Consider the following 20,670-nt stretch of genomic DNA (forward strand, 5'->3'; position numbering starts at 1 on the left):
CCCTCACGTGCATCATCGGACCGGCGAGCCACTTTGGTGGGCTCGCTAAAGCTGTAATTATCCGACCGATCCCTCGAGCGAGATCGAGATCAGCTTCTGCGCCTCGACTGCGAACTCCATCGGCAGTTTCTGCAGCACCTCTTTGATGAAGCCATTCACGACGAGACTGACAGCTTCCTCCTGCGACATTCCCCGCTGGATGCAGTAGAACAGCACGTCCTCGGAAATCTTCGACGTCGTCGCCTCATGCTCGAACGTCGCCGAGGAATTCTTGGCTTCGACATAGGGCACGGTAAGCGCGCCGCATTTGTCCCCGATCAGAAGCGAGTCGCAGGTGGTGTGGTTGCGCGCGCCAGCGGCGTTCCGATTTGCGCTGACAAGACCGCGATAAGTGTTCCGCGATTTTCCGGCGGCGATGCCTTTGGAGATGACCCAGCTCGACGTGTTCTTGCCGAGATGGAACATCTTGGTGCCAGAATCGACCTGCTGGAAACCGTTTGAGATCGCAATCGAGTAGAACTCGCCGCGCGAATAATCGCCGCGCAGGATGCAGCTCGGATATTTCCAGGTGATCGCCGAACCGGTCTCGACCTGGGTCCAGGAGATCTTCGAATTGCGACCACGGCAGTCGCCACGCTTGGTGACGAAATTGTAGATGCCGCCCTTGCCTTCCGAGTTGCCGGGGTACCAGTTCTGCACCGTCGAATACTTGATCTCGGAGTCGTCGAGCGCCACGAGCTCGACCACGGCGGCGTGCAGCTGGTTCTCGTCGCGCTGCGGCGCGGTGCAGCCCTCGAGATAGGAGACGTGGGAGCCCTTGTCGGCGATGATCAGTGTACGCTCGAACTGGCCGGTGTTGCGCTCGTTGATACGGAAATAGGTCGACAGCTCCATCGGGCAGCGCACGCCCGGCGGCACGTAGACGAATGAGCCATCGGAGAACACCGCCGAGTTCAGCCTCGCGAAAAAATTGTCGGAAATCGGCACCACCGTTCCAAGATACTTCTGCACCAGCTCGGGATGCTCGCGGATCGCCTCCGAGATCGGCATGAAGATCACGCCGGCCTTCTTCAGTTCCGCCTTGAAGGTGGTCGCAACCGAGACCGAATCGAACACCGCGTCGACCGCAACCTTGCGGTTCGCCGTCTGCTCGCCGCCGGGCGGCGGCTCGACGCCCTCGAGGATCGCGACCTCGCGCAAGGGGATGCCGAGCTTCTCGTAGGTCTTGAGGATCTCCGGATCGATCTCGTCGATCGAGGCGAGCTGTTTCTTCGGCTTCGGCGCCGCGTAATAGTAGATGTTCTGGTAATCGATCTGCGGATAGTGGACGCGGGCCCAGGTCGGTTCAGTCATCGTCAGCCAGCAGCGATACGCCTGAAGGCGCCATTCCAGCATCCAGGCCGGCTCGCTCTTCTTTGCGGAGATGAAGCGGACGGTGTCCTCCGACAGCCCCTTCGGGGCCTTGTCGGATTCGATCAGCGTCTCAAAACCATATCGATACTGATCGACGCCGATGCGAGCGACGCGCTCAGCCGTCTCTTGTGCCGCTACCACTGCCCGCTCCGCTCGCCCTGGGACGATTCCGACAATTTCCAGCGCCAGCTGCGGCGTGCTCTGCTAGCCGCAAACGCGATCGCGTAAGTCGCCAGTTCGGGGCTCAAGACCGGCCGAACGAAGCGACCGATCACATAGTTCGCTAACTCCAATAGCGTCTTGACATTGATGCGCGCCGAGGACCCACTCATCGACCACTCCTCTAGGCCGGCACACAGGTGTCGGGCACCGGGCAGACAGCCGCGCATTGTGGCGCGTCGAAATGCCCATCGCATTGGGTACACTTCGCCGGATTGACCACATAGATGTCGTTCTTGAGACTAATTGCGGCCTTGGGGCATTCGAACTCACAAGCGCCACAGACGGTGCACTGGGACGCGATTATCTTGTAAGCCATGCGGTTCCTTGGACAGGAGATGCGGGACGGCTCCATCCCTTCAAGCCTCATGCCAAACACCGAGCCTTGATTTGTCTCGGCTATTTTCCGTCGCATGTTGCAGCTTGGACAGCTTGTCGCAAACCCTACAGTACGCAATCCCAAGGCTTGATTTCGATGCTGTCCTTGTTTCAGCTCGTAGCCGGTCCGCCGCCCGCACCGCGCAGCTATCATTGCTGACCGAATTGGCTCGACGTTCCAGAGCAATTCAATCCGCGCTCAAGAGGTCGATGGGGTCAAAAAAAAGGGCCACTCCAAATGAGTGGCCCAAGTCAGGGAGGAAACGCCCTTAAGGGCCTCTGGGATCAGGCCGCAGCCTGTTCGATCGGTGAAAATGGCAGGCCGAGGCTCTCGGCCACAGCCTTGTAAGTCAGCCGGCCCCGATGGACGTTGAGGCCCGCGCGCAGGTGCGGATTTTCGAGCACTGCAGCAAATCCCTTTTTCGCGAGCGCCAAGCCGAATGGCAGCGTGGCGTTGTTCAAGGCCTGGCTCGATGTCAGTGGGACAGCTCCAGGCATATTGGCCACGCAATAATGAATGATGCCGTCCACCTCGTAAGTTGGATCATCGTGGGTTGTCGGCTGTGACGTTTCAAAACAGCCGCCCTGATCGATAGCGACATCCACGATCACCGCACCCTTCCGCATCGAGCTCAACATGCCGCGGCTAACGAGTTTTGGTGCGCTGGCGCCCGGAACAAGCACCGCGCCAATGACGACGTCCGCCGCAAAGACCTCCTGCTCCACGGCGTCGATTGTCGAGAACCTGGTACGTACGCGCCCCTCGAAGAGTTCATCCAGCTCACGAAGCCGCGGTATCGAGCGGTCGATGATCGTAACCTCAGCACCCAAACCCACCGCCATGCGTGCCGCATGCGTCCCGACGACGCCTCCGCCGATCACCACGATGCGAGCCGGCGGAACACCGGGCACGCCACCGATCAACAGCCCCCGGCCGCCGGCAGACCGCTTCAGGGCGCTACCTGCCGCTTCGATCGCCAGCCTGCCCGCGACCTCGCTCATTGGCGCCAGCAGTGGGAGGCCGCCATGCGGGTCAGTCACGGTTTCGTAGGCGATTGCGGTGCAGCCGGATTTGAGTAGTCCCTTGGCCTGCTCGGGATCGGGAGCCAGATGCAGATAGGTGAAGAGGATCTGGCCCTCTCGCAGCTGAACCCATTCGGATGGCTGGGGTTCCTTGACCTTTACGATCATCTCGCTCGAGGCAAATACCTCACGCGCGGACCCCAGAATAGTTGCGCCAGCGTTGCGATAATTGTCGTCGGTTGCGCCAATCCCCGCGCCGGCGTTGGTCTCGACCATCACGCTGTGGCCGGCTGCCACATATTCGCGGACGGCTCCCGGGGTCAGGCCCACGCGATATTCGTGCGCTTTGATTTCCTTGGGAACACCGAGCTTCATTTGCAATCCTCCCTGCCTCAGCGTTCCTTTTAGTCGGAAGGACGCTGCAATACTGATGAGGAGGTGGCCAGATGGCGCAGAAATTATGCAACATCCAAGCTGTTACGCAGGATTTCGGACAAGCGGGCCCCGGACGGATCGATATGACATCCTTGCGGAGCTTGCCACGTCGAGCAACTGTCGAGAACGATCCATAAAGCAACGAAGAGATCCGATGATGAGCGCAAAGAGGACCTTGCCAATCTTATCTTGGGAGTTCGGCAAGATTTCGCTGATCTCGCTGTGCCGAATGATGCCAGGGGACCATCTCAAAGTCGCTGTCGCTTGCTCAACTGAAGTGAAGCGGCTGATAGCGGAGAAGAAGACCAGATTGAACCCGCTGGGCTGGTCGGCATGAAGTCGACCCGGCCCGTCCAAGCCTGTTTCGTTGGCATTTCAGCTGGTTTTAGTGGAAAAGCCACTGCGAGGGATTACGGCATTCGACCGGAACGTTGAAATAGCGATAAAGCCATACCTGAAGCGGGGCGAAGCCGGGCGATCAGGTTTATCCCGCCCTAGCCGCAGACCGGGAGGGTTCATGACATTTAGTGCGACCGCAGCCACCAGCGCCCACGAGCCCACCCTTCATTGTCCGAATTGCAACCACGAGATCCGGCTGACTGAATCGCTCGCCGCCCCGCTCCTCGCGGAAACCCGCCAGCGCTTCCAAGAACAGCTCGCCAGGAAGGACGTGGAGCTCGCGCGCAAGACCGAAGCACTCCGGCAGGAGCGCGAACAGCTGCAAAAGGATCGCGAGCTGATCGAAGACCAGGTGGCTCGACGCTTGGCGGCCGAGCGCGACCAACTTGTCGCGATGGAGGCTAAGAAAGCGCGCGATGCGGCCGCAGCCGAACTGGAGGCACGTACAACCGAATTGGCCGAGCTCCGGCAGATTCTCGAGGCGAACAACACCAAGCTGGCGGAGGCGCAGCAGGCCCAGGCCGCACTTATCCGCAAGCAACGAGCACTCGATGAGGAGAAGCGCGAACTTGATCTGACCGTTGAGAAACGTGTCCAGGCTTCAGCTGAACAGATCCAGGCAAAGGCAAGGCAGGAAGCTGACGAAGCCGCTCGACTGCGAGTCGCGGAAAAAGACCAGACAATCGAGTCGATGGCCCGCACAATCGAGGAGCTCAAGCGTAAGGCTGAGCAAGGGTCACAACAATCGCAGGGCGAGGTCCTGGAGCTTGAGCTGGAAGGTGCTCTTCGCGGCCGCTTTCCAACTGACCTGATTGAGCCGGTGGGCAAAGGCGAACTTGGCGCAGACGTCGTGCAGCAGGTCAATGGCTCTATCGGACAGGCCGCGGGCATTATCCTCTGGGAATCCAAGCGCACCAAGGCTTGGAGCGACGGGTGGCTTGGCAAGCTCCGGGATGATCAGCGCCGCTGCGGAGCCGACGTTGCGCTCATCGTATCACAGGCGCTTCCAAAACATGTCGAACATTTCGACCTGATTGACGGAATATGGGTGACGCACCCCCGATGCGCTCTGCCGGTCGCGGTGGCCCTCCGTCAGGCACTTATTGACGTCACCGGCTCGCGCCTTGTGCAGCAAGGCCAGCAAACGAAGATGGAGCAGGTCTACCATTACCTGACGGGGACTAAGTTCCGGCAGCGGGTGGAAGCCGTAGTTGAGAAGTTCAACGACATGCGTGATGACCTCGACAAGGAACGAAAATTCATGGGGCGGCAGTGGGCCAAGCGGGAAACGCAAATTTTGGCCGTCGTCGACTCGACGGTCGGGATGGTCGGAGATCTTCAAGCCATCGCGGGCAAGGCCATGCCGGAGATCTCAAGTTTGGACATCCAGCTGCTGGAGAATGGCGTCGAACCGGAGCGAAAGGCAGGATGAATGATTGTCGGCAAGCCGGACGCATATTCGAACCTGCGGCGGCAGACCGCCCCCATGCCGCCTGAACGGCCAGTCACGCCGCGGCCTTGTGGAATGTCGCCTCTTGGAAAGATGGCAGCTTGCGCAGACCGCGGATGAACCTATCAAAAACCGAATTTGCAAGGGCAGCCACACCACAACTCAGTGCCGGTCCGCCATCACGATCGGCGCCACGAGCGTGACGGAGCACAGGAGCACGCCCAGCATTGCGAATGCCCATGGAAGGCTAGCCATGTTTGAGATAAGGCCGACGATAGCAGGACCGACGAAGAGACCAGTGTAGCCGGCCGTCGTGGTGACTGCGATTGCAAGGCGGGCCGGCATGGTTTTCTGTTTGCCGGCCCGGCGGCACAGCACCGGCACGATATTCGCAGCACCCAATCCGATAAGCAGGCATCCCGCCATGGCAATCGCCCCAACAGGCGCCGCTAGCAGCGCCGCAAAACCCGCCATGATCGGCAGAGTTCCGAGCATCAATGTGGTGCGATCGCCGAGCCGCGTCACGACAGCATCTCCGCCGAGGCGGCCTGCTGTCATGGCAATGGAAAACAACATGTAACCGAAGCCGCCATGCGCCTTCGAGGCAAGACCTTGATCAACGAGAAACAAGGCGCTCCAGTCGAGCATTGCGCCTTCGACAAGAAAGGTCATGGCCGCAAGCGTTGCTATGAGCAACACGCCGCGATCGGGCAGGACGAACCCTAGCCGTTGCTCGGTCCGACCCGTTGCGAGAAACCGCGGCCATGCCAATACAAGTGCAACCGTCATCAGCGCCGAACAGATCAATGTTGGAACAAGGGCGACAGTCCCGAGCGAGAGGGAGGCGGTCATAATAGCGCAGCCGGCAACTTCGCCAATGCAGAACTGGGCGTGGAAGCCGGACATCAACGGACGGCCGGCGGCGCGCTCTACTTCGGTTGCGTGAACGTTCATGGCTATATCGATCGAGCCAAGCGAAACCCCGAAAGCAAACAGCACGGCGCCGAGCCAAAGAGGTGTGCTGGCCACAGCAAGCCACGGCAGGATGAGCGCAAGGCCAAGACCACCACCAAGAATGATGGTCTGGCTGCCGTAACGCGCATTCGCCGCGCCGGTGACGAGCATAGCAACGGCGGATCCAACGCCAAGCCAGAGCAACACCACACCAAGCACGCCATCATCGATCGCAAGCCGCTCCTTGGCGAGCGGCACCAGAGGTGCCCATGAAGCAAAGCCAGATCCGGCAACGAAAAATGCTAATCGGGTCGCGAGCGAGCCGGCTGGCCGATCGGTAGACGAAAACACAGGGCACTCCGGCGAAAAAAGCCCGCAAGCGTGGCGCCGACCACCTTTGGGCGCTCGCCTATGAGCGATGCGCGGCTAGACGATCATACGTCGGGCTGAACGCTCCACTCGTAGCAAGTGTGATGCCAAAGATGACGCGCGACGTCCCGTGGTGTGAGCCTCAGAGCGGCGCTGAGGCCTCGATAGTCCATTGCCGCTTGCATGTCGGATCGGTCCGTGCGGCCCAATTGACCTTGCTGCGTTTGCACATCATTTCATCACTGTCGCAGGCACAACAACGCTGGTCGGCCATGTCGCAAAGCGGACAAGGACCATGCCGCAGTTGCCAGGTCGAAGTCGCGCGATGCGGCGTGCACACTAGGTATTTCAAGATGACACGCCTGCGCCTGCTCCAGAGGCGGGAGCAATTGAGACTTCCCGGAAGTCGAACCAGTCGTTCGTGCCGGCGCTGGCGCCTTCAACAAATCCGGGGCAGTTGTTCGCCCGACAACCAGTCGACAATTCGTCCGCCGCCAAAGCTGGTCGACATCTGCACCAAATGATGACGATCAGCGACCGCTTCGCCGATATCAGCTGCATCGGACCCGAGCGGATGGGCCTTCATGGCGGCAAGCACGGCATCCGCCATATCTGCCGCCACGATTGCAACGAGTTTGCCCTCGTTGGCAACATGGAGCGGATCAAGCCCAAGGAGTTCGCAGGCAGCCGTAACGGCCGGCTTTACCGGGATCGCCTCTTCCTGCAGGCGGAATCCAAGGCTCGATTGGTGCGCAATCTCGTTGAGCGTTGCGGCAAGACCGCCGCGCGTGGGGTCACGCATCACTCGGATGCTGGCGCCGCCGGCCGCAACCATTACGGCGACGAGATCATGCAGAGCTGCGGAATCCGAGACAATGTCGACCTGAAAAGCGAGGTTATGGCGTCGCGACATGATCGCAACCCCATGGTCGCCGAGGCAGCCGGAAACCAGTACCCGGTCGCCGATCCGTGCGTTCTCGGCGGACAGCTCGAGCCCGTTGGCCAGAACGCCAACCCCCGTCGTCGAGATGAACAGACCATCCGCCTTGCCCCGCTCGACGACCTTGGTGTCACCCGTGATGATGTGAACGCCGGCGGCACGCGCCGCTGCGCCCATCGAATCCGCAATCGCCTTCAGATCCAAGAGTCGGAAGCCCTCTTCAAGGATGAAACTTGCCGCTAGGTAGAGTGGGCGCGCACCGGCCATTGCGACATCGTTGATTGTGCCGTGCACCGCAAGTGACCCAATATTGCCGCCGGGAAAGAACAGCGGTGAAACCACATAGCTGTCAGTCGTCATCACCATCCTGCCCGAGCGGACACCGAAGGCCGACTGATCGTTGCAACGGGCGAGCCATTCATTGCCGAACGCTTCGTGAAACAGGCCGAGGACCAGCTGCGTCGTGGCGCGACCCCCGGAACCGTGGGAGAGGTCGATGCATCCGTTCTTGATATCGAGCTTGCGCTGATAGGACCTCACGCGCATCACGCCCGCCGCAGCTGATGGTCGCGGCCCCGGCCATACGTCCAGTGCGCGGCGCAGGCGCCTTCCGATGAGACCATGCAGGATCCTATGGGGGTTTCCGGCGTGCAACCCGTTCCAAATAGCGTGCAGTCGACAGGCCTCTTCACGCCGCGCAGGATGGCCCCGCACTCACACGCCGGATTGTCGGCAACGGGCAGTTCGTGCATCACGAAACGCTTCTCGGCATCGAATTTGGCGTAAGCTCGCTTCAGCTTCAGCCCACTATCGGGTATGAGCCCGAGCCCACGCCATTCGAACTGGTCGCGGAGCTCGAAAACGTTAGACATCTCTTCGATGGCGCGGTGGTTGCCTTCACGCTTCACCGCGCGGCTATATTGGTTCTGCACCTCGGATCGGCCGTCATTCACCTGCCGCACCAGCATCAGGATGGCCTGCATCACGTCGAGTGGCTCAAATCCCGCGATCACGATCGGCTCGCCAAATGCGTCGGCTAAACGCCCGTAAGGCTCCGTACCGATGATGGTGCTGACATGCGCAGGCCCGATAAAGCCGTCGATTTCGGCCTGGCCGATAGTCTGGATATCGGGACTATCGAGAATGCTTTGCATCGCCGGGGAAGTCAGCACGTGGTTGCAGAACACGCTAAGATTCTTCAGCCGCTTCTTCTTCGCAAGCCGGGTCATCACTGCCGTCGCAGGCGCCGTGGTCTCAAATCCAATGGCAAAAAAGACCACCTCCTGATCCGGCGCGCGCTCGGCGATCCGGATCGCATCGAGCGTCGAATAGACCATTCGAACGTCAGCGCCGAGCGCCCTGGCTCGTAACAGGGATTGTCCTTGCGTGCCGGGCACTCGCATCAGGTCGCCGTAGACACAGAGAGTGACCTGCGGCCGGGCGACTAACCGGATCGCCATGTCGATCCGGCTGGTGGGCAGAACACAGACCGGACAGCCCGGGCCGTGGATCAAGCGGACATTCGCCGGGAGCAGGTCCTCCAAGCCATAGCGGGCGATCGCATGCGTGTGGCCGCCGCAAAACTCCATGAACCGGTAGGCCCGTTGTGGATTGGCCTCAATGCCGATCGTCTGCGCGAGACGCGGGGCAATGGTCTTATCGCGAAATTCGTCGGCATATTTCATGACCCGAGCTCCTGCCCGACGCTACCAAGTTCCTGCAGGAGCTCCAGCGTACGCTCGGCTTCCGCGGGGTCGATTTTGGCCAGGGCGTAGCCGACATGGACAAGGACGTAATCCCCCACGGCGAGATCATCGATCAGCGCAATCGATATTTCCAAGCTGACGCCATCGATGGACACGATGGCCATGTCACCGGGAAGGAGTTCGGCGACCTCAGCCGGTACCGATAGACACATATCAGACTATTCCTTCCAGAGCTTGCGGCTGCTCAGCAGTCTGAAGAGCGGCGATCCACGCTTGGCCGAGGCTCAAGCCGCCATCGTTAGGTGGAACCTGCCGTGGCAACAGCGCAGTGAGGCCGGCCGCAATGCAGCCGCCCTGGATTTCGTCTGCGAGCACCGCGTTCAGGAAGCAACCACCGCTCAGAACGATGGTTGTGACGCCAGTTGTCTGCGCAGAGCGTGCGACCCAATCAACGCAGCCGGCGGCGAACGTGCCATGAAACAGCTCGGCTCCCTCAGTGGCGCCGATATCGTTTGCAACCAAGCGCGCAAACAGCGGACGAAATGACAGAACGCCATCATCGATCATCCAGCCCGCTTCTTGCACCGCAGTCTCCCGCACCCGCGCCTCCAGCTTCATCGCGGCTTCACCCTCATAGCTCTGCAGGGTCGCAACCCCGAGCAGTGCCGCTGCTGCATCGAACAGCCGGCCCGCGCTGGTCGTGGTGGCCCCGCAAGGCCGATCGAGCAATGCCCGCAGATGCTCAGCCTGCGGCTGCGACGCAAAGCGACGCGCAATTTCATGTCCCCGGCCCAAAATCTGAAGCATCGCGCTCGCCATCCGCCAGGGCTCGCGGGCCGCGCGATCCCCGCCAGGCACTTGCAAGGGTGCGAGGTGCCCGATGCGTCGAAACCGGGCGCCCTCGCACAACAAGAGCTCGCCACCCCAGTTGCCGCCGTCGTAGCCATAGCCATGGCCGTCGAGCAGAAGGGCGAGCGTAGGCGCGGTGAGACAATGCTCTGCGATGACGGCAGCGGCGTGCGCGTGATGGTGCTGGACAGCGATCAGAGCGCAGCCGCTTGCTTCGGCAAAGCGGGTAGATGCCATGTCGGGATGTAGATCATGGGCCATGACGACAGGCATGACGTCGAGGGTCGAGGTGAGATGGCGGACCGTCTCCCCGAAAACGCGAATACCTTCAGCCGTATCGAGATCGCCGATGTGCTGGGAGACAAATGCTTCGTTACCCCGCGTAACGGTGACAGTCGACTTCAGCGCGCCGCCGACGGCGAGCAGGGGCGGCACGGACCTCGCAAGCCGGATCGGCTCGGGAACATAGCCGCGGGCGCGGCGAATGAATTGGCGCCGTCCGGCCACGACCGACACCACGGAATCATCAGCACGCGTCAGGATATCGCGATCATGAGTCACAATAAGATCGGCGATGCCGGCAAGCCGCCGCAACGCCTGGCCGTTGTTGATCGGAAGCGGTTCGCCTGCGAGATTGGCGCTGGTTGCGACGATGACCGGACCACCACTCTCAACGGCCGGACCGCCATCCCTCCGCATTGCGCCAATCGAGCCGAGCGCATGGAAGATAAGGTGATGCAGCGGCGCCACGGGCAGCATGACGCCGAGGCGCGACAGGCCGGGGGCTATCGCGGGCGCAAGATGGTTGCGCGACCGCAGCAGAACGATCGGGCGAGCTACGGTTTCCAGCAATGCGAGCTCGGCGGCGTTGGTCTCCGCAATCTCGTTGGCCTGCTCTATGGAGCCGATCATGACCGCGAACGGCTTCTGGTCGCGCTGCTTCCGCTTACGCAAACGCCGCACCGCGTCATGATTGGCTGCATCGCAAAGCAGCTGATACCCTCCAAGCCCCTTGATCGCCACGATCCGGCCGCCGGCGATCGCCGCGGCAATATCATCGATCCCATGGCTGAGCTGAGGGCCGCATATCGGGCACGCGATTGCCTCCGCGTGAAAACGACGGCTCAATGGATCGGCATATTCGGCCACACAGGCGGCACACATCGCGAAGGCCTTCATCGCAGTGTTGCCGCGATCATACGGGAGCTGTCCGACAATGGTGTAGCGCGGGCCGCAATGGGAGCAGTTGATGAAGGGATAGAGGTAATAGCGGCTTGTTGGATCGAACAACTCATCCAGACATTGCTGGCATGTCGCGGCATCGGCGATGATCCGCGTCGAACGACCTGCCCTGTTCGCTGCGGCGGATCGAAAAGTCTTTGGCTCCAAGCGCGCCGATCTCCTGAACCGAGATTTGGTCGATGCGCGCCAATACTGGCCTTTCGAGCTGCAAGGCGGCCACGAACTCGGACGTCCCGCACCCTCGATCTCGATGATGACGCCGTCGGGATCGTTGGCGACAAAACCGGCGAGCCCATAACGAGCAGCGAGACCATATACATACGGACGAAAGCCGACGCCTTGAACGGCTCCGCTGACGCGCAGGCGCAGACGCGTTCCCGAGCCGGCGATTGCCTCGTTCATCGCGTGGCGCCCGCGACAGGACGGGTCTGATCTGCCGCTTGCTTCCCAATCCAGGCGTAGAGCGCGGCAAAGCCGGCGCCGGTGCGCGCTGAAACCGTCAGCACTTCAATCGCTGGATTGACGCGTCTTGCATACTCGACGGTCTGGCCCAAATCGAAGTCGACCAGGAGCGCCAGATCAATCTTGTTGATCAGCATGAGCGACGATGCTGCAAACATTTCAGGATATTTGAGTGGCTTGTCTTCACCCTCGGTGGTCGAGAGCACCACGATCTTGCAGACTTCGCCGAGATCGAACGCCGCGGGACGAACCAGATTGCCGACATTCTCGATGAAGAGAATGCCGCGCCTGAGTGGCGGCAAGCGGCGATAAGCCTCCCTGATCATCGCAGCATCGAGATGGCATCCCTTGCCGGTATTGATCTGAATTGCAGGCACGCCGGTCGCGCGAATGCGCTCGGCATCGTTTGAGGTCTGCTGGTCGCCCTCGATGACCCCAAGCTGCCAGCTCCGCTTGAGCTCGCTGACGGCGCGGACGAGGAGCGAGGTTTTTCCCGCGCCAGGACTTGAAACAAGATTGAACACAAGCATGTCATCGGCCAGGAATCGGGCGCGGTTGTCGGCCGCGATCCCGTCGTTCCTGCCGAGGATGTCGCGCCCGATCTGAATGACCCGCTCGCTGCTCATGCCCGCAACCGTCAAGCCGGCCGGGTCAGCCGCGCAATCCAAAAGCGCCCGTCCGCCATGAGCCCGCTGGTGGTTGTGATCATGATGGCGGCGATGATGACGGCGGTGAGAATGATGCACGTCCTGGCCGGTATGCACATGATCAAGGTCGTGACCGTGACCATTTGCATGGCGACGACCATTGGCATGCGCACCTTGCGCGTGGGTGCGTTCGGTGGAGGGCACTCCTTCGCTACAGCCGCATATGCTACACATCAGTCGATCTCCAGCTCTTTGACCCGCATCTCTTCACCCGCAGTCACCTGCAGCTGGTAGCTGCCGCAGCGGGGGCATGGCTCACAGCGCCGGGCAATCTCGACGCTTGTCGAACAGGCCATGCACCAGGCGAGGCCAGGCTGCTCGACGATCTTAAGAACCGCGCCCTCGGCAATGGTCCGTGCAGCCACGACCGCAAAGCTGAGCTTCATCGCTTCCGGAGCAACATAACTCAGCGCTCCGACCTCCAGACACACGGTCTTCACCTTCGAGAACGATCGCCGGCGCGCCTCCTCCTCAACAATCTCGATGATGCCTTCGCAAAGCGCCATTTCATGCATCGCAGATTTCGCGACAATTGAGGGTGAACCCGGCGCAAGGGTTGAACAATTCAACCATCCTGCGGATGGCGACCTGTGCCTGCGGCCTGGCCATCAGCACCGCGCCCTGCAGGCTGCGAACCAGCGGTCCGCGCGCGTGAAAATTCCATTCGGTCGGCGTAAGACATTCGAAGCGCGATATCTGCCCCTGACGGTCGAGCTCAACCGCGTGATAAAGACGTCCCCTGGCGCATTCGATCGCGGCCGCACCACGGCGCGGTCCTAGTCCGTAGCTTTCGGCGATCCCATCCTTGGCTGTCTCGATATGAGCACCGGCTTTGAGCCAGGCGCAGAGAGCGACGATTTCGGCGATTCTCGCCTTCAGCCGCTCAGCCGGGGCCGACCGGCCCGGCGAAAGCCGGCCACGCATCATTTGGCGCGCCCATGGACCCGTCTCGGGAATAGGGCGTCCGAGGTCGGTGCAATGGCAAACCCTCACGTCGTTCGAGAGCAGCCGTTCAATGATGTCGTGGTCGTCGGCAGCGGACAGGAACGAGTGCTGCATCGGCACGGGCTTCAACACGACTTCGTCGAGCGCGGCGATGCGAAGCGCGAGCGGGCTGCCGCAGGTCGGCGCGCCACCTTCATTTGATATGCCGAGAGCCGTCAGCGCGGCCGCGACACGCGCCGATGCCTCGCGTGGAACGGGACCGCAGCTGGCCTCTGCGCTGCCGACAAGCGCTGATACGTCCTGCATCAGGGCGCGGATCGCGCCGGCACTGGCGGCATCCTTCGCGAGATGGGCGACAAACAGGCCCCGGAGCAGTTCCGCCAGTCGCTCGGCAACGACCCTGGTCGTACGATGCTGCCTCGTCGCAAGGTTGACGCCTACGCCGCGCGCCGCCTCGATCGCGGACAGGAATGCCACCTGATGCGCGGCAGCACACAACGAAAACAGCCGAGGCAGCGCATTGAGCAACGAACTGGCCCGTCTTCCGGCGAACAGCCGCGCCAGTGGCGGCCGGACGGGCGGCAGGATTTCGACTGCTGCAATCGTGTCGTCAGCGAGCGATACGGTGACCTCTATTCTGTTACCAACGGCGAGGCTCATGAGCGCCCCCTCGTGCCCTCTGCCAGATCGTAGACGATCCAGTTGATGCGCATCCCATGCGCGCGTCGCCCGAGATTCTGCCGGGCGGACAAAGTCTCGAAGCTCGTCATTCGAAGTAAGCCTCGATGATTTCCTGCATGCGTTCGGCGGAATCCTCGAAGTCCTCATCGGCTGCCAGCGCAACGATAGGCACGCCGCCAACCTCAAGCGTATCCAGGATGACGCTATCGGTGGAATTGAAGAACTGCACCGACCAGACGTTCCGGATGCCGGTCGCATGCACGCGGCACGTGCCGTAGCCACGCGAAGTGAGCAGGATCGGTCCGTTGCCGACGCTTTGCTGCAGAAACGCCTGATCGACCGGGTTCATCGGCAGGAGCGTGAAATTGATCACATGTGCGCACATGCCGGGCCGCCAGGCCAGCGCCCGTTCTCGGATTTCCGCGAGCACCGGTAGCACGTTCATCGCGCCTTCCGGGGCCGCATTGATCGTAAGATTAGTCGAGGTCAGGTCGCTTGCCGCGCGCCGCACGATCTGCGGTACCCGGCCGACTTCGATATATTCTTGTGCCGGGTCGCTGCCGATGCATACGCGCCAAATTCCTGCAAGCACCAATTCTTCGATCCGTGCCACAGAGCCATCTGGCAGCGCAGCGACGCCGGCGATTTCGCCTGTCCCAAGTATGTCGGCAATCAGCTTGCGCTCAAGATCGCTGAGAGTCGCGAGCTTGAACAGCTGCGTTTGTGCAGCGCTCTTCTGGCCGGCAACGGCAGCGGCGAGGTTTGACAACAGTGCGACGGCATTCGGACAATTCCTTGCCAGCTCTACGCCATCGAGCGAAGCGAGCTTGGCGGGCGCGGCAGCAACCGTCGGCCCGCTATGGCCTGCCTCGAGGCTTTCCGCGCCGGTCGGGAACACGCTCAGCGGATGCTCGGCGCCTTGCGCAAGGGAAATGCCTGCTTTCATGACGCGACGTTCGCTCGTGCGGGCTGAGGAGTGAGCATTCTTGACGACAGACGCGCCGGCGCGCAGGTGATCGATGATTCTGAACATGTGGTCGGTACAAATTCTCCATATCCCGGCCCGTGCGTCGTTGCTTGCGGTCACGACCCTCGGACGGACCGCGCCGTGTCAAATCATGCTTTCCCGACTGAAAGCTCATCAGGCTCCTTTCTATCGTCGTGGTCCACGGGTGAGTGTTAGCAAGGTGTGTGCCAATCACGGTTTTGTCGTAGTTTTGCGTTCTGCTCCGATCAGCAGTGCAGAACCCCGCTTGGGATCCTCGGCGTCGAGCTTGTTTCGGCGCGAGACTTGTTATCCATGAATGGCGAGTCGAACAATGGCAAGTGGGCCGGACGGCAAGCGACGCCTGCTAGCGGAGGTGCCCGGGCAGCTGCGGCTCGTGACCGATCAAATCCGCAAAGAACCGGTCGCAGTCGTGGCCATTGATGGCCGCATCGAGGCCGTCGAGGGCCTCTGCGATCAGCTGTGCCTCATCGTCCTCCAGGAGCCGCACCGCGGTATCGATATGGACCAGCACCTTGGCGCCGACCGGCGGCTTGGAGAGCAGCATGACCGAGACGAACCGCTTTTCATTGCCATACTCGCACAGCGCCGAGATGCCGTCGGTCTCAATAATCGTCATTGGCAGGCCAAGGCACATCATAACCAACACATCGTAACCTGCGAGCCGCTAGATCGGCCGCGCCCTCATCTCATAGTTTGCATGGTCGATATCGTTCGCGAGCAAACGTTCCGAGGGAGGCAACGGCGCGGTTCGAAGTCTTGCCGGCGCCCTCCACTGGATCAACAGTTCGCAAGCCAATTCGATCGCAGGCGCAATCTGGGTGCGCACCGGAGCGGTCAGCGGACCACCCCAATTCTCCAGATCCATCGGCTGACAGCCAATGAGAGCAAGCTCTCGCGGGCAGCGGCCAAGCAGGTCGGCCGCACTTAAGACGTCCTGAAAGCCGGTCTGATGCAGGCTGATTTTCTTGGCGGCGGTGAACCTCGGCACCTCGTCGTCGCGCACGAGCTTCAACTGGCCGGGCGCAAGTCCATAGTCGATGGCATCGAACACGATCAGGCAATCGGCTTCCTCGAGAAAATTGACCAAATAGAGCCCTTGCGTACCGCCATCGAGGACGGTGACGTTGTCAGGGACGGCGTAGCGGCGGTGGAACTCTTCCACCGCCCGCACGCCGAATGCCTCGTCGGCCCACAGGATGTTGCCGATGCCGAGCACCAGGATACGTTTTGCGTTCTGCGGGGTCAGCATCGGCATCCTCAATCAATCGCGGAATTCGCGCTCGCCCGAAATGATTGGAGAGATGGTGCTCCGGCGTGACATGATATCTTCCCAGACCGCCGCGTAGATGTGGAGGAGCGCAAAGCACACGATGACCCACATGCCAAGACGGTGCCAGGTATGGACGTCATGACTGTTCGGCCAGATCGCAAACACCCAGCCGAACAGCTTGTCCTGCCAGCTGTCGTTGCCAGAGCCCTGCGCATAAAGTGCAAAGCCTGTGACGATCATGAACACGGTCGTCAGCGTAAACATGAAGAACATTGCTAGCTGAGCTACCGGATTGTGCCCGACATATTTCTTCGGCTCGGCCGCGAGGAAAGCGTACCAGCGCACCGCGTGCCAGAGCGTGCTCCAAAAGCACCTGCGCCAAATCGGGACGTAGAAGATCTGCCTCGCATGGGAGTTTCCCACCAAGGCCAAATAGATGCGCAGCAGGAAGCCGATTGCGAGGACATAGCCTGCGGAAAAATGCGCAAAGCGGAGATAGCCGAACAGGAAATTGTCGCTTGCCTCTCCCGGCATTGACGGTATCCCGGTTCCGATGACGTAGCCCGTTATGCCCAAGACCAGAATGGCTGCCGCATTGACCCAATGCCACAGCCGCAGCGGCTCTTCATAGAGGTAGACGACATCACGCTCGACACTGCGATCACGTCTTGCCGCATCGTTGCCAATACGGGTGGTAGCGGTTTGCGGCATCTTGTCCAGCATGGCGGCCTCCTTATCGAACCTTGACCGAAGCCATTTCCTGGCCGTCGGAGCTCATCACGTGGGTTGAGCACGCCAAGCACGGATCAAAGGAATGGATCGTGCGCAAAATCTCCAGCGGCTGCTCTGGATCGGCCATCGGCGTATCGATCAGCGCGGCTTCAAATGCGCCGATATTGCCCTTGGGATCGCGCGGCGAACCGTTCCACGTCGTCGGCACGACGCACTGGTAGTTCTCGATCTTGGTGTCCTTGATCTTGATCCAGTGACCGAGCGCGCCACGCGGCGCCTCGGTGAAGCCGTATCCCTTGGCCATCCTCGGCCAGCTTTCCGGCTTCCACTTGCTGGTATTGGCCGTTGAGGTGTCTCCCGCCTTGATGTGAGCCACCAGCTTGTCCTGGAAATAGCGCAGTTGATGCGCCGCCCACTGACATTCGAGCGCACGCGCTGCGGTGCGGCCGAGCGTCGAGAAAAGCGCCGTCACAGGAAGATCGAGTGTCTTGAGCAGCCTGTTGGTCGGATCCCTGAATTCAGCCTTGCCTTGCGCATAACCTATGATGTATCGCGCCAGCGGTCCTACCTCGACGGCGTTTCCGCGCCAGCGCGGCGCCTTGATCCAGGAATACTTGGCGCCCTCGTCGAGCTGCCTGATGTCGGTCCTAGTGCCCTTGAAGTTGGGTCCAAGCTGGAAATTCGGCTCGGTGACGCCATCCCAGGGATGCAGCCCGCTGGAATCGTCGGCGTATTTGTACCAGGAGTGCGCAACGAATTCCTGGATCTGCTCGGGATCACCGTGATCGATCGGCAAGACCTCCTTAAGATTGCCATCGAGGATGACGCCGCGTGGCAGTTTGAGACTTGTCGCGGAATAATCGTTGGCGTTTTCGGGGATGTCGCCATAGGACATCACGCTCCTGGCCGACAAACCGCCGCCATAGAGCCAATCTTTGTAGACTGCGCCGATCGCCGCGACATCGGGCAGATATACCTTTTCGACGAACTCGATCGAACGGTCAATGATCGAGGACACCAGGTTGAGCCGCTCCATGTTGATCGCACCCACCGCACCGGTGCCATCGACATTGATCGCGCAGGGCACGCCGCCAACCAGCCAGTTCGGATGCGGGTTCTTTCCCCATAGACGGCGTGGATCTTGACGATTTCCTTCTGGAAATCGAGCGCTTCCAGATAATGCGCCACAGCCATGAGGTTCGCTTCCGGCGTAAGCTTGTAGGCCGGATGCCCCCAATAGGCATTCTTGAACGGGCCGAGCTGCCCTGAATCGAAGAACTTTGTGAGCCTGATCTGCAGATCCTTGAAATAGCCGGGTGATGAAAGCGGCCAGGACGAGACCGACTGCGCCAATCTCGAGGTCGCCTTGGGATCGGCCTTGAGTGCTGAGACCACGTCGACCCAGTCGAGCGCGTGCAGGTGATAAAAATGCACGAGATGGTCATGAACCTGCAGGCAGAGCTGCATGATGTTGCGTATCGAGTTGGCATTCTCCGGAATCGGGATGCCGAGCGCATTCTCGACCGCGCGCACGGAGGTCAGCGCATGGGTGCCGGTGCAGACCCCGCAAATCCGCTCGGTAAACGCCCAAGCGTCGCGTGGATCGCGGCCGCGCAGGATGGTCTCGATGCCACGCCACATCGTTCCGCTCGAGACGGCATTGCGGATCACATTGTCCGAATCGAGGTTGACCTCGACACGCAGATGACCCTCGATTCGAGTTAGCGGATCGACGACAACGCGCTTGCCGGACCCATCGAGCTTGAACCCATTGGGGGTCTTCACGCCCACCTGTCCCCCTAGCCCCGATGATTGTCCTGAGCTGCACCATCCCCTTTACGGGTGAGCCGCTTCGCGGCCGTCACCGCCGCATGCGCGGCGACGGTAAGACCGACCGCGCCGGCAGCCGCCATGCCGATTTGATCGGCGTTCTTCTCGATGCCGAATTGCTTGATGGTCGTGAGGTGGCCATAAGTCGAGCCCCTGTCCCAAAAGCCGTCTTCGGCGCAGGCGAAGCAGCCGTGACCGGACTGGATCGGGAAGGAAATGCCGCCGTTCCAGCGAACGGTCGAGCAGGCGTTGTAGCTGGTCGGTCCCTTGCAGCCCATCTTGTAGAGGCAATAGCCCTTACGCGCACCCTCGTCGTCCCACTCCTCGACGAATTGGCCGGCATCGAAATGGGCACGCCGATAGCACTTGTCGTGGATGCGCTGGGAATAGAACATCTTTGGCCGCCCCTGGCGGTCGAGCTCGGGAAGTTTTCCAAACGTGGTGATGAAGGTCACGACGCCCGTCATGACCTCAGCGATCGGCGGGCAGCCGGGCACTTTGATGATCGGCTTGTTCGTGATCACCTTATCGATTGGCACAGCCCTCGTCGGGTTGGGCTTGGCTGCCTGCACGCAGCCCCAGGACGCACAAGTGCCCCAAGCGATGATCGCCATGCAATCGTCCGCCATCGACCTGAGCTTTTCGACGAACGGCTTGCCGCCATCAATGCAAAACATTCCGCCTTCGTTCAACGGTGCATTCCCCTCGACGGCAAGCACATACTGGCCTTTGTACTTGACGCGGGTCTCGTCCAGAATAGCTTCGGCCTGGTGTCCTGCCGCCGCCATGATGGTATCGTCATAATCAAGCGAAATCATCGACAGGACCGCGTCTTTGACCAACGGATGGGCCGAGCGGATAAAGCTTTCAGAGCAGCAGGTGCATTCGAGCCCATGCATCCAGATCACGGGCATACGCGGCTTGGTCTCGAGCGCGTTGGCAATATCGCTCGCCGCGAGCGGGCCGAGCCCGAGGCTCACGGCCGTCAAACTGCAGAATTTGAGGAAACTGCGACGCGTGATACCCTGACGTCTGATCACATTGTAGAACGTTTCGCGTGCCGTGCCCATCTGCCCTCCAGTGATCCGTGATCAGTTGACGGCTATGACAAATTTCTCCCGTTCGGATAGCAAGAAGCAGGCCAATCGCACTGGCCGTCTGACAGATAGAAGCCGTTCCGCTGCAAAGTTGAGATTGCTGAGCCCAGCGTGAGCCGGCAAACCGTTGAACCTCGCATTCGGGTGACAGCGCTGGCCGCCTGCGCCAGCGCCTGCACGAAGGATTGATCTCACAAAACGCACGAATGCCCCGGTAATGCATCCATGGCGGACACTCGGTCGTGAGCTCGCGGGAAGGCACGTCATGCTCGAGCAGATGTTCAAGGCCTGTACGACGCCATTGACCGTCCAATCCCTCCCGCCATTCGTGTCTGATTTGAAACGCGATGTGCGAAACCGCACCAACCAACATGATCATCCCGCCTCCCGTGGGCGCAGGGTTGACTTGTCGATCGTTCGGTGCGGCCAGCAATGCTTTCACGTGCGGCACGCCGATTGCTGAAACAAGAAGCTGCAGCTGAAGACGCCGCACACCTCACCTGTTCAGGGCGCTCACAATGAGCCTTGCTCGGTTGATCTTGACCAATCGACGTTGGAGC

The 20,670-nt window shown here is 60.9% G+C and carries 18 protein-coding genes and 1 pseudogene; 2 read left to right on the forward strand and 17 right to left on the reverse strand.

Annotation, left to right across the window (positions count from 1 at the left end):
* Positions 1-57: 57 nt before the first annotated feature.
* The 3 genes from sufB to ald form a co-directional block, all read right to left on the reverse strand.
* Positions 58-1,554, reverse strand: a complete 1,497-nt coding sequence (gene sufB / locus ACSKB9_RS17035) for a Fe-S cluster assembly protein SufB (RefSeq protein WP_438074378.1) — start codon at positions 1,552-1,554, stop codon at positions 58-60.
* A 202-nt stretch (positions 1,555-1,756) separates the two neighbouring features.
* Entirely contained in the window at positions 1,757-1,951 is a 195-nt protein-coding gene (locus ACSKB9_RS17040; RefSeq protein WP_438074379.1) for a 4Fe-4S dicluster domain-containing protein, read from the reverse strand.
* 344 nt (positions 1,952-2,295) lie between these two features.
* Positions 2,296-3,408 carry an alanine dehydrogenase gene (gene ald, locus ACSKB9_RS17045; RefSeq protein ID WP_438074381.1) on the reverse strand — a complete coding sequence of 371 codons (1,113 nt, stop codon included), beginning with the start codon at positions 3,406-3,408 and terminating at the stop codon, positions 2,296-2,298.
* Positions 3,409-3,622: 214 nt separating this feature from the next.
* Here ald and ACSKB9_RS17050 point away from each other — a divergent pair, with 214 nt between their 5' ends.
* On the forward strand, positions 3,623-3,805 hold the full coding sequence (locus tag ACSKB9_RS17050) for a hypothetical protein (protein WP_438074383.1): 183 nt from the start codon (positions 3,623-3,625) through the stop codon (positions 3,803-3,805).
* 180 nt (positions 3,806-3,985) lie between these two features.
* On the forward strand, positions 3,986-5,299 hold the full coding sequence (locus tag ACSKB9_RS17055) for a DUF2130 domain-containing protein (RefSeq protein WP_438074385.1): 1,314 nt from the start codon (positions 3,986-3,988) through the stop codon (positions 5,297-5,299).
* Positions 5,300-5,479: 180 nt separating this feature from the next.
* On the opposite strand, the gene ACSKB9_RS17060 is transcribed toward ACSKB9_RS17055, so the two are convergent.
* From ACSKB9_RS17060 to ACSKB9_RS17125, 14 genes and pseudogenes are all read right to left on the reverse strand, one after another.
* Positions 5,480-6,622, reverse strand: a complete 1,143-nt coding sequence (locus tag ACSKB9_RS17060; protein ID WP_438074387.1) for an MFS transporter — start codon at positions 6,620-6,622, stop codon at positions 5,480-5,482.
* 457 nt (positions 6,623-7,079) lie between these two features.
* Entirely contained in the window at positions 7,080-8,126 is a 1,047-nt protein-coding gene (gene hypE / locus ACSKB9_RS17065) for a hydrogenase expression/formation protein HypE (RefSeq protein ID WP_438074388.1), read from the reverse strand.
* On the reverse strand, positions 8,126-9,265 hold the full coding sequence (gene hypD / locus ACSKB9_RS17070; protein WP_438074390.1) for a hydrogenase formation protein HypD: 1,140 nt from the start codon (positions 9,263-9,265) through the stop codon (positions 8,126-8,128). The genes hypE and hypD overlap by 1 nt, the downstream gene beginning before the upstream one ends.
* Complete coding sequence (locus tag ACSKB9_RS17075; protein ID WP_411779400.1) at positions 9,262-9,498, reverse strand: HypC/HybG/HupF family hydrogenase formation chaperone; 237 nt, start codon at positions 9,496-9,498, stop codon at positions 9,262-9,264. The genes hypD and ACSKB9_RS17075 overlap by 4 nt, the downstream gene beginning before the upstream one ends.
* A 1-nt stretch (position 9,499) precedes the next feature.
* Positions 9,500-11,779, reverse strand: a complete 2,280-nt coding sequence (gene hypF / locus ACSKB9_RS17080) for a carbamoyltransferase HypF (protein ID WP_438074392.1) — start codon at positions 11,777-11,779, stop codon at positions 9,500-9,502.
* Positions 11,776-12,720 carry a hydrogenase nickel incorporation protein HypB gene (gene hypB / locus ACSKB9_RS17085; RefSeq protein WP_438074394.1) on the reverse strand — a complete coding sequence of 315 codons (945 nt, stop codon included), beginning with the start codon at positions 12,718-12,720 and terminating at the stop codon, positions 11,776-11,778. Before hypB ends, hypF begins: the two co-directional genes overlap by 4 nt.
* Complete coding sequence (hypA, locus tag ACSKB9_RS17090) at positions 12,720-13,061, reverse strand: hydrogenase maturation nickel metallochaperone HypA (RefSeq protein WP_411779403.1); 342 nt, start codon at positions 13,059-13,061, stop codon at positions 12,720-12,722. Before hypA ends, hypB begins: the two co-directional genes overlap by 1 nt.
* Entirely contained in the window at positions 13,054-14,151 is a 1,098-nt protein-coding gene (locus tag ACSKB9_RS17095; protein ID WP_438074396.1) for a nickel-dependent hydrogenase large subunit, read from the reverse strand. Before ACSKB9_RS17095 ends, hypA begins: the two co-directional genes overlap by 8 nt.
* 106 nt (positions 14,152-14,257) lie before the next feature.
* The gene (locus tag ACSKB9_RS17100; protein ID WP_438080266.1) at positions 14,258-15,118 is read right to left on the reverse strand and encodes a hydrogenase expression/formation C-terminal domain-containing protein; all 861 of its coding nucleotides are present in this window, start codon (positions 15,116-15,118) and stop codon (positions 14,258-14,260) included.
* A 406-nt stretch (positions 15,119-15,524) separates the two neighbouring features.
* Positions 15,525-15,815, reverse strand: coding sequence for a HypC/HybG/HupF family hydrogenase formation chaperone (locus ACSKB9_RS17105; protein ID WP_438080268.1), 291 nt, complete (start codon positions 15,813-15,815; stop codon positions 15,525-15,527).
* 30 nt (positions 15,816-15,845) lie between these two features.
* A complete protein-coding gene (locus ACSKB9_RS17110; RefSeq protein ID WP_438080270.1) occupies positions 15,846-16,430 on the reverse strand; it encodes a HyaD/HybD family hydrogenase maturation endopeptidase in 585 nt (194 codons plus the stop codon).
* Between the two features lie 12 nt (positions 16,431-16,442).
* Complete coding sequence (gene cybH, locus ACSKB9_RS17115; protein WP_438074398.1) at positions 16,443-17,174, reverse strand: Ni/Fe-hydrogenase, b-type cytochrome subunit; 732 nt, start codon at positions 17,172-17,174, stop codon at positions 16,443-16,445.
* A 10-nt stretch (positions 17,175-17,184) separates the two neighbouring features.
* Positions 17,185-18,974, reverse strand: a pseudogene (locus ACSKB9_RS17120) (nickel-dependent hydrogenase large subunit).
* 8 nt (positions 18,975-18,982) lie between these two features.
* Entirely contained in the window at positions 18,983-20,083 is a 1,101-nt protein-coding gene (locus tag ACSKB9_RS17125; protein ID WP_438074400.1) for a hydrogenase small subunit, read from the reverse strand.
* Positions 20,084-20,670 lie beyond the last annotated feature (587 nt).

This window comes from Bradyrhizobium sp. BR 1433 (genome assembly GCF_051547665.1).
Lineage (GTDB): Bacteria > Pseudomonadota > Alphaproteobacteria > Rhizobiales > Xanthobacteraceae > Bradyrhizobium > Bradyrhizobium australafricanum.

Bases quoted from the DNA above. Each gene is read 5' to 3' on its own strand.
- ACSKB9_RS17040 (WP_438074379.1), bottom strand. From the start codon at position 1,951: ATGGCTTACAAGATAATCGCGTCCCAGTGCACCGTCTGTGGCGCTTGT.
- ald (WP_438074381.1), bottom strand. From the start codon at position 3,408: ATGAAGCTCGGTGTTCCCAAGGAAATCAAAGCGCACGAATATCGCGTG.
- ACSKB9_RS17050 (WP_438074383.1), top strand. From the start codon at position 3,623: ATGATGAGCGCAAAGAGGACCTTGCCAATCTTATCTTGGGAGTTCGGC.
- ACSKB9_RS17055 (WP_438074385.1), top strand. From the start codon at position 3,986: ATGACATTTAGTGCGACCGCAGCCACCAGCGCCCACGAGCCCACCCTT.
- hypE (WP_438074388.1), bottom strand. From the start codon at position 8,126: ATGCGCGTGAGGTCCTATCAGCGCAAGCTCGATATCAAGAACGGATGC.
- hypD (WP_438074390.1), bottom strand. From the start codon at position 9,265: ATGAAATATGCCGACGAATTTCGCGATAAGACCATTGCCCCGCGTCTC.
- ACSKB9_RS17075 (WP_411779400.1), bottom strand. From the start codon at position 9,498: ATGTGTCTATCGGTACCGGCTGAGGTCGCCGAACTCCTTCCCGGTGAC.
- hypF (WP_438074392.1), bottom strand. From the start codon at position 11,779: ATGAACGAGGCAATCGCCGGCTCGGGAACGCGTCTGCGCCTGCGCGTC.
- hypB (WP_438074394.1), bottom strand. From the start codon at position 12,720: ATGTGTAGCATATGCGGCTGTAGCGAAGGAGTGCCCTCCACCGAACGC.
- hypA (WP_411779403.1), bottom strand. From the start codon at position 13,061: ATGCATGAAATGGCGCTTTGCGAAGGCATCATCGAGATTGTTGAGGAG.
- ACSKB9_RS17095 (WP_438074396.1), bottom strand. From the start codon at position 14,151: ATGAGCCTCGCCGTTGGTAACAGAATAGAGGTCACCGTATCGCTCGCT.
- ACSKB9_RS17100 (WP_438080266.1), bottom strand. From the start codon at position 15,118: ATGAAAGCAGGCATTTCCCTTGCGCAAGGCGCCGAGCATCCGCTGAGC.
- ACSKB9_RS17105 (WP_438080268.1), bottom strand. From the start codon at position 15,815: ATGTGCCTTGGCCTGCCAATGACGATTATTGAGACCGACGGCATCTCG.
- ACSKB9_RS17110 (WP_438080270.1), bottom strand. From the start codon at position 16,430: ATGCTGACCCCGCAGAACGCAAAACGTATCCTGGTGCTCGGCATCGGC.
- cybH (WP_438074398.1), bottom strand. From the start codon at position 17,174: ATGCTGGACAAGATGCCGCAAACCGCTACCACCCGTATTGGCAACGAT.
- ACSKB9_RS17125 (WP_438074400.1), bottom strand. From the start codon at position 20,083: ATGGGCACGGCACGCGAAACGTTCTACAATGTGATCAGACGTCAGGGT.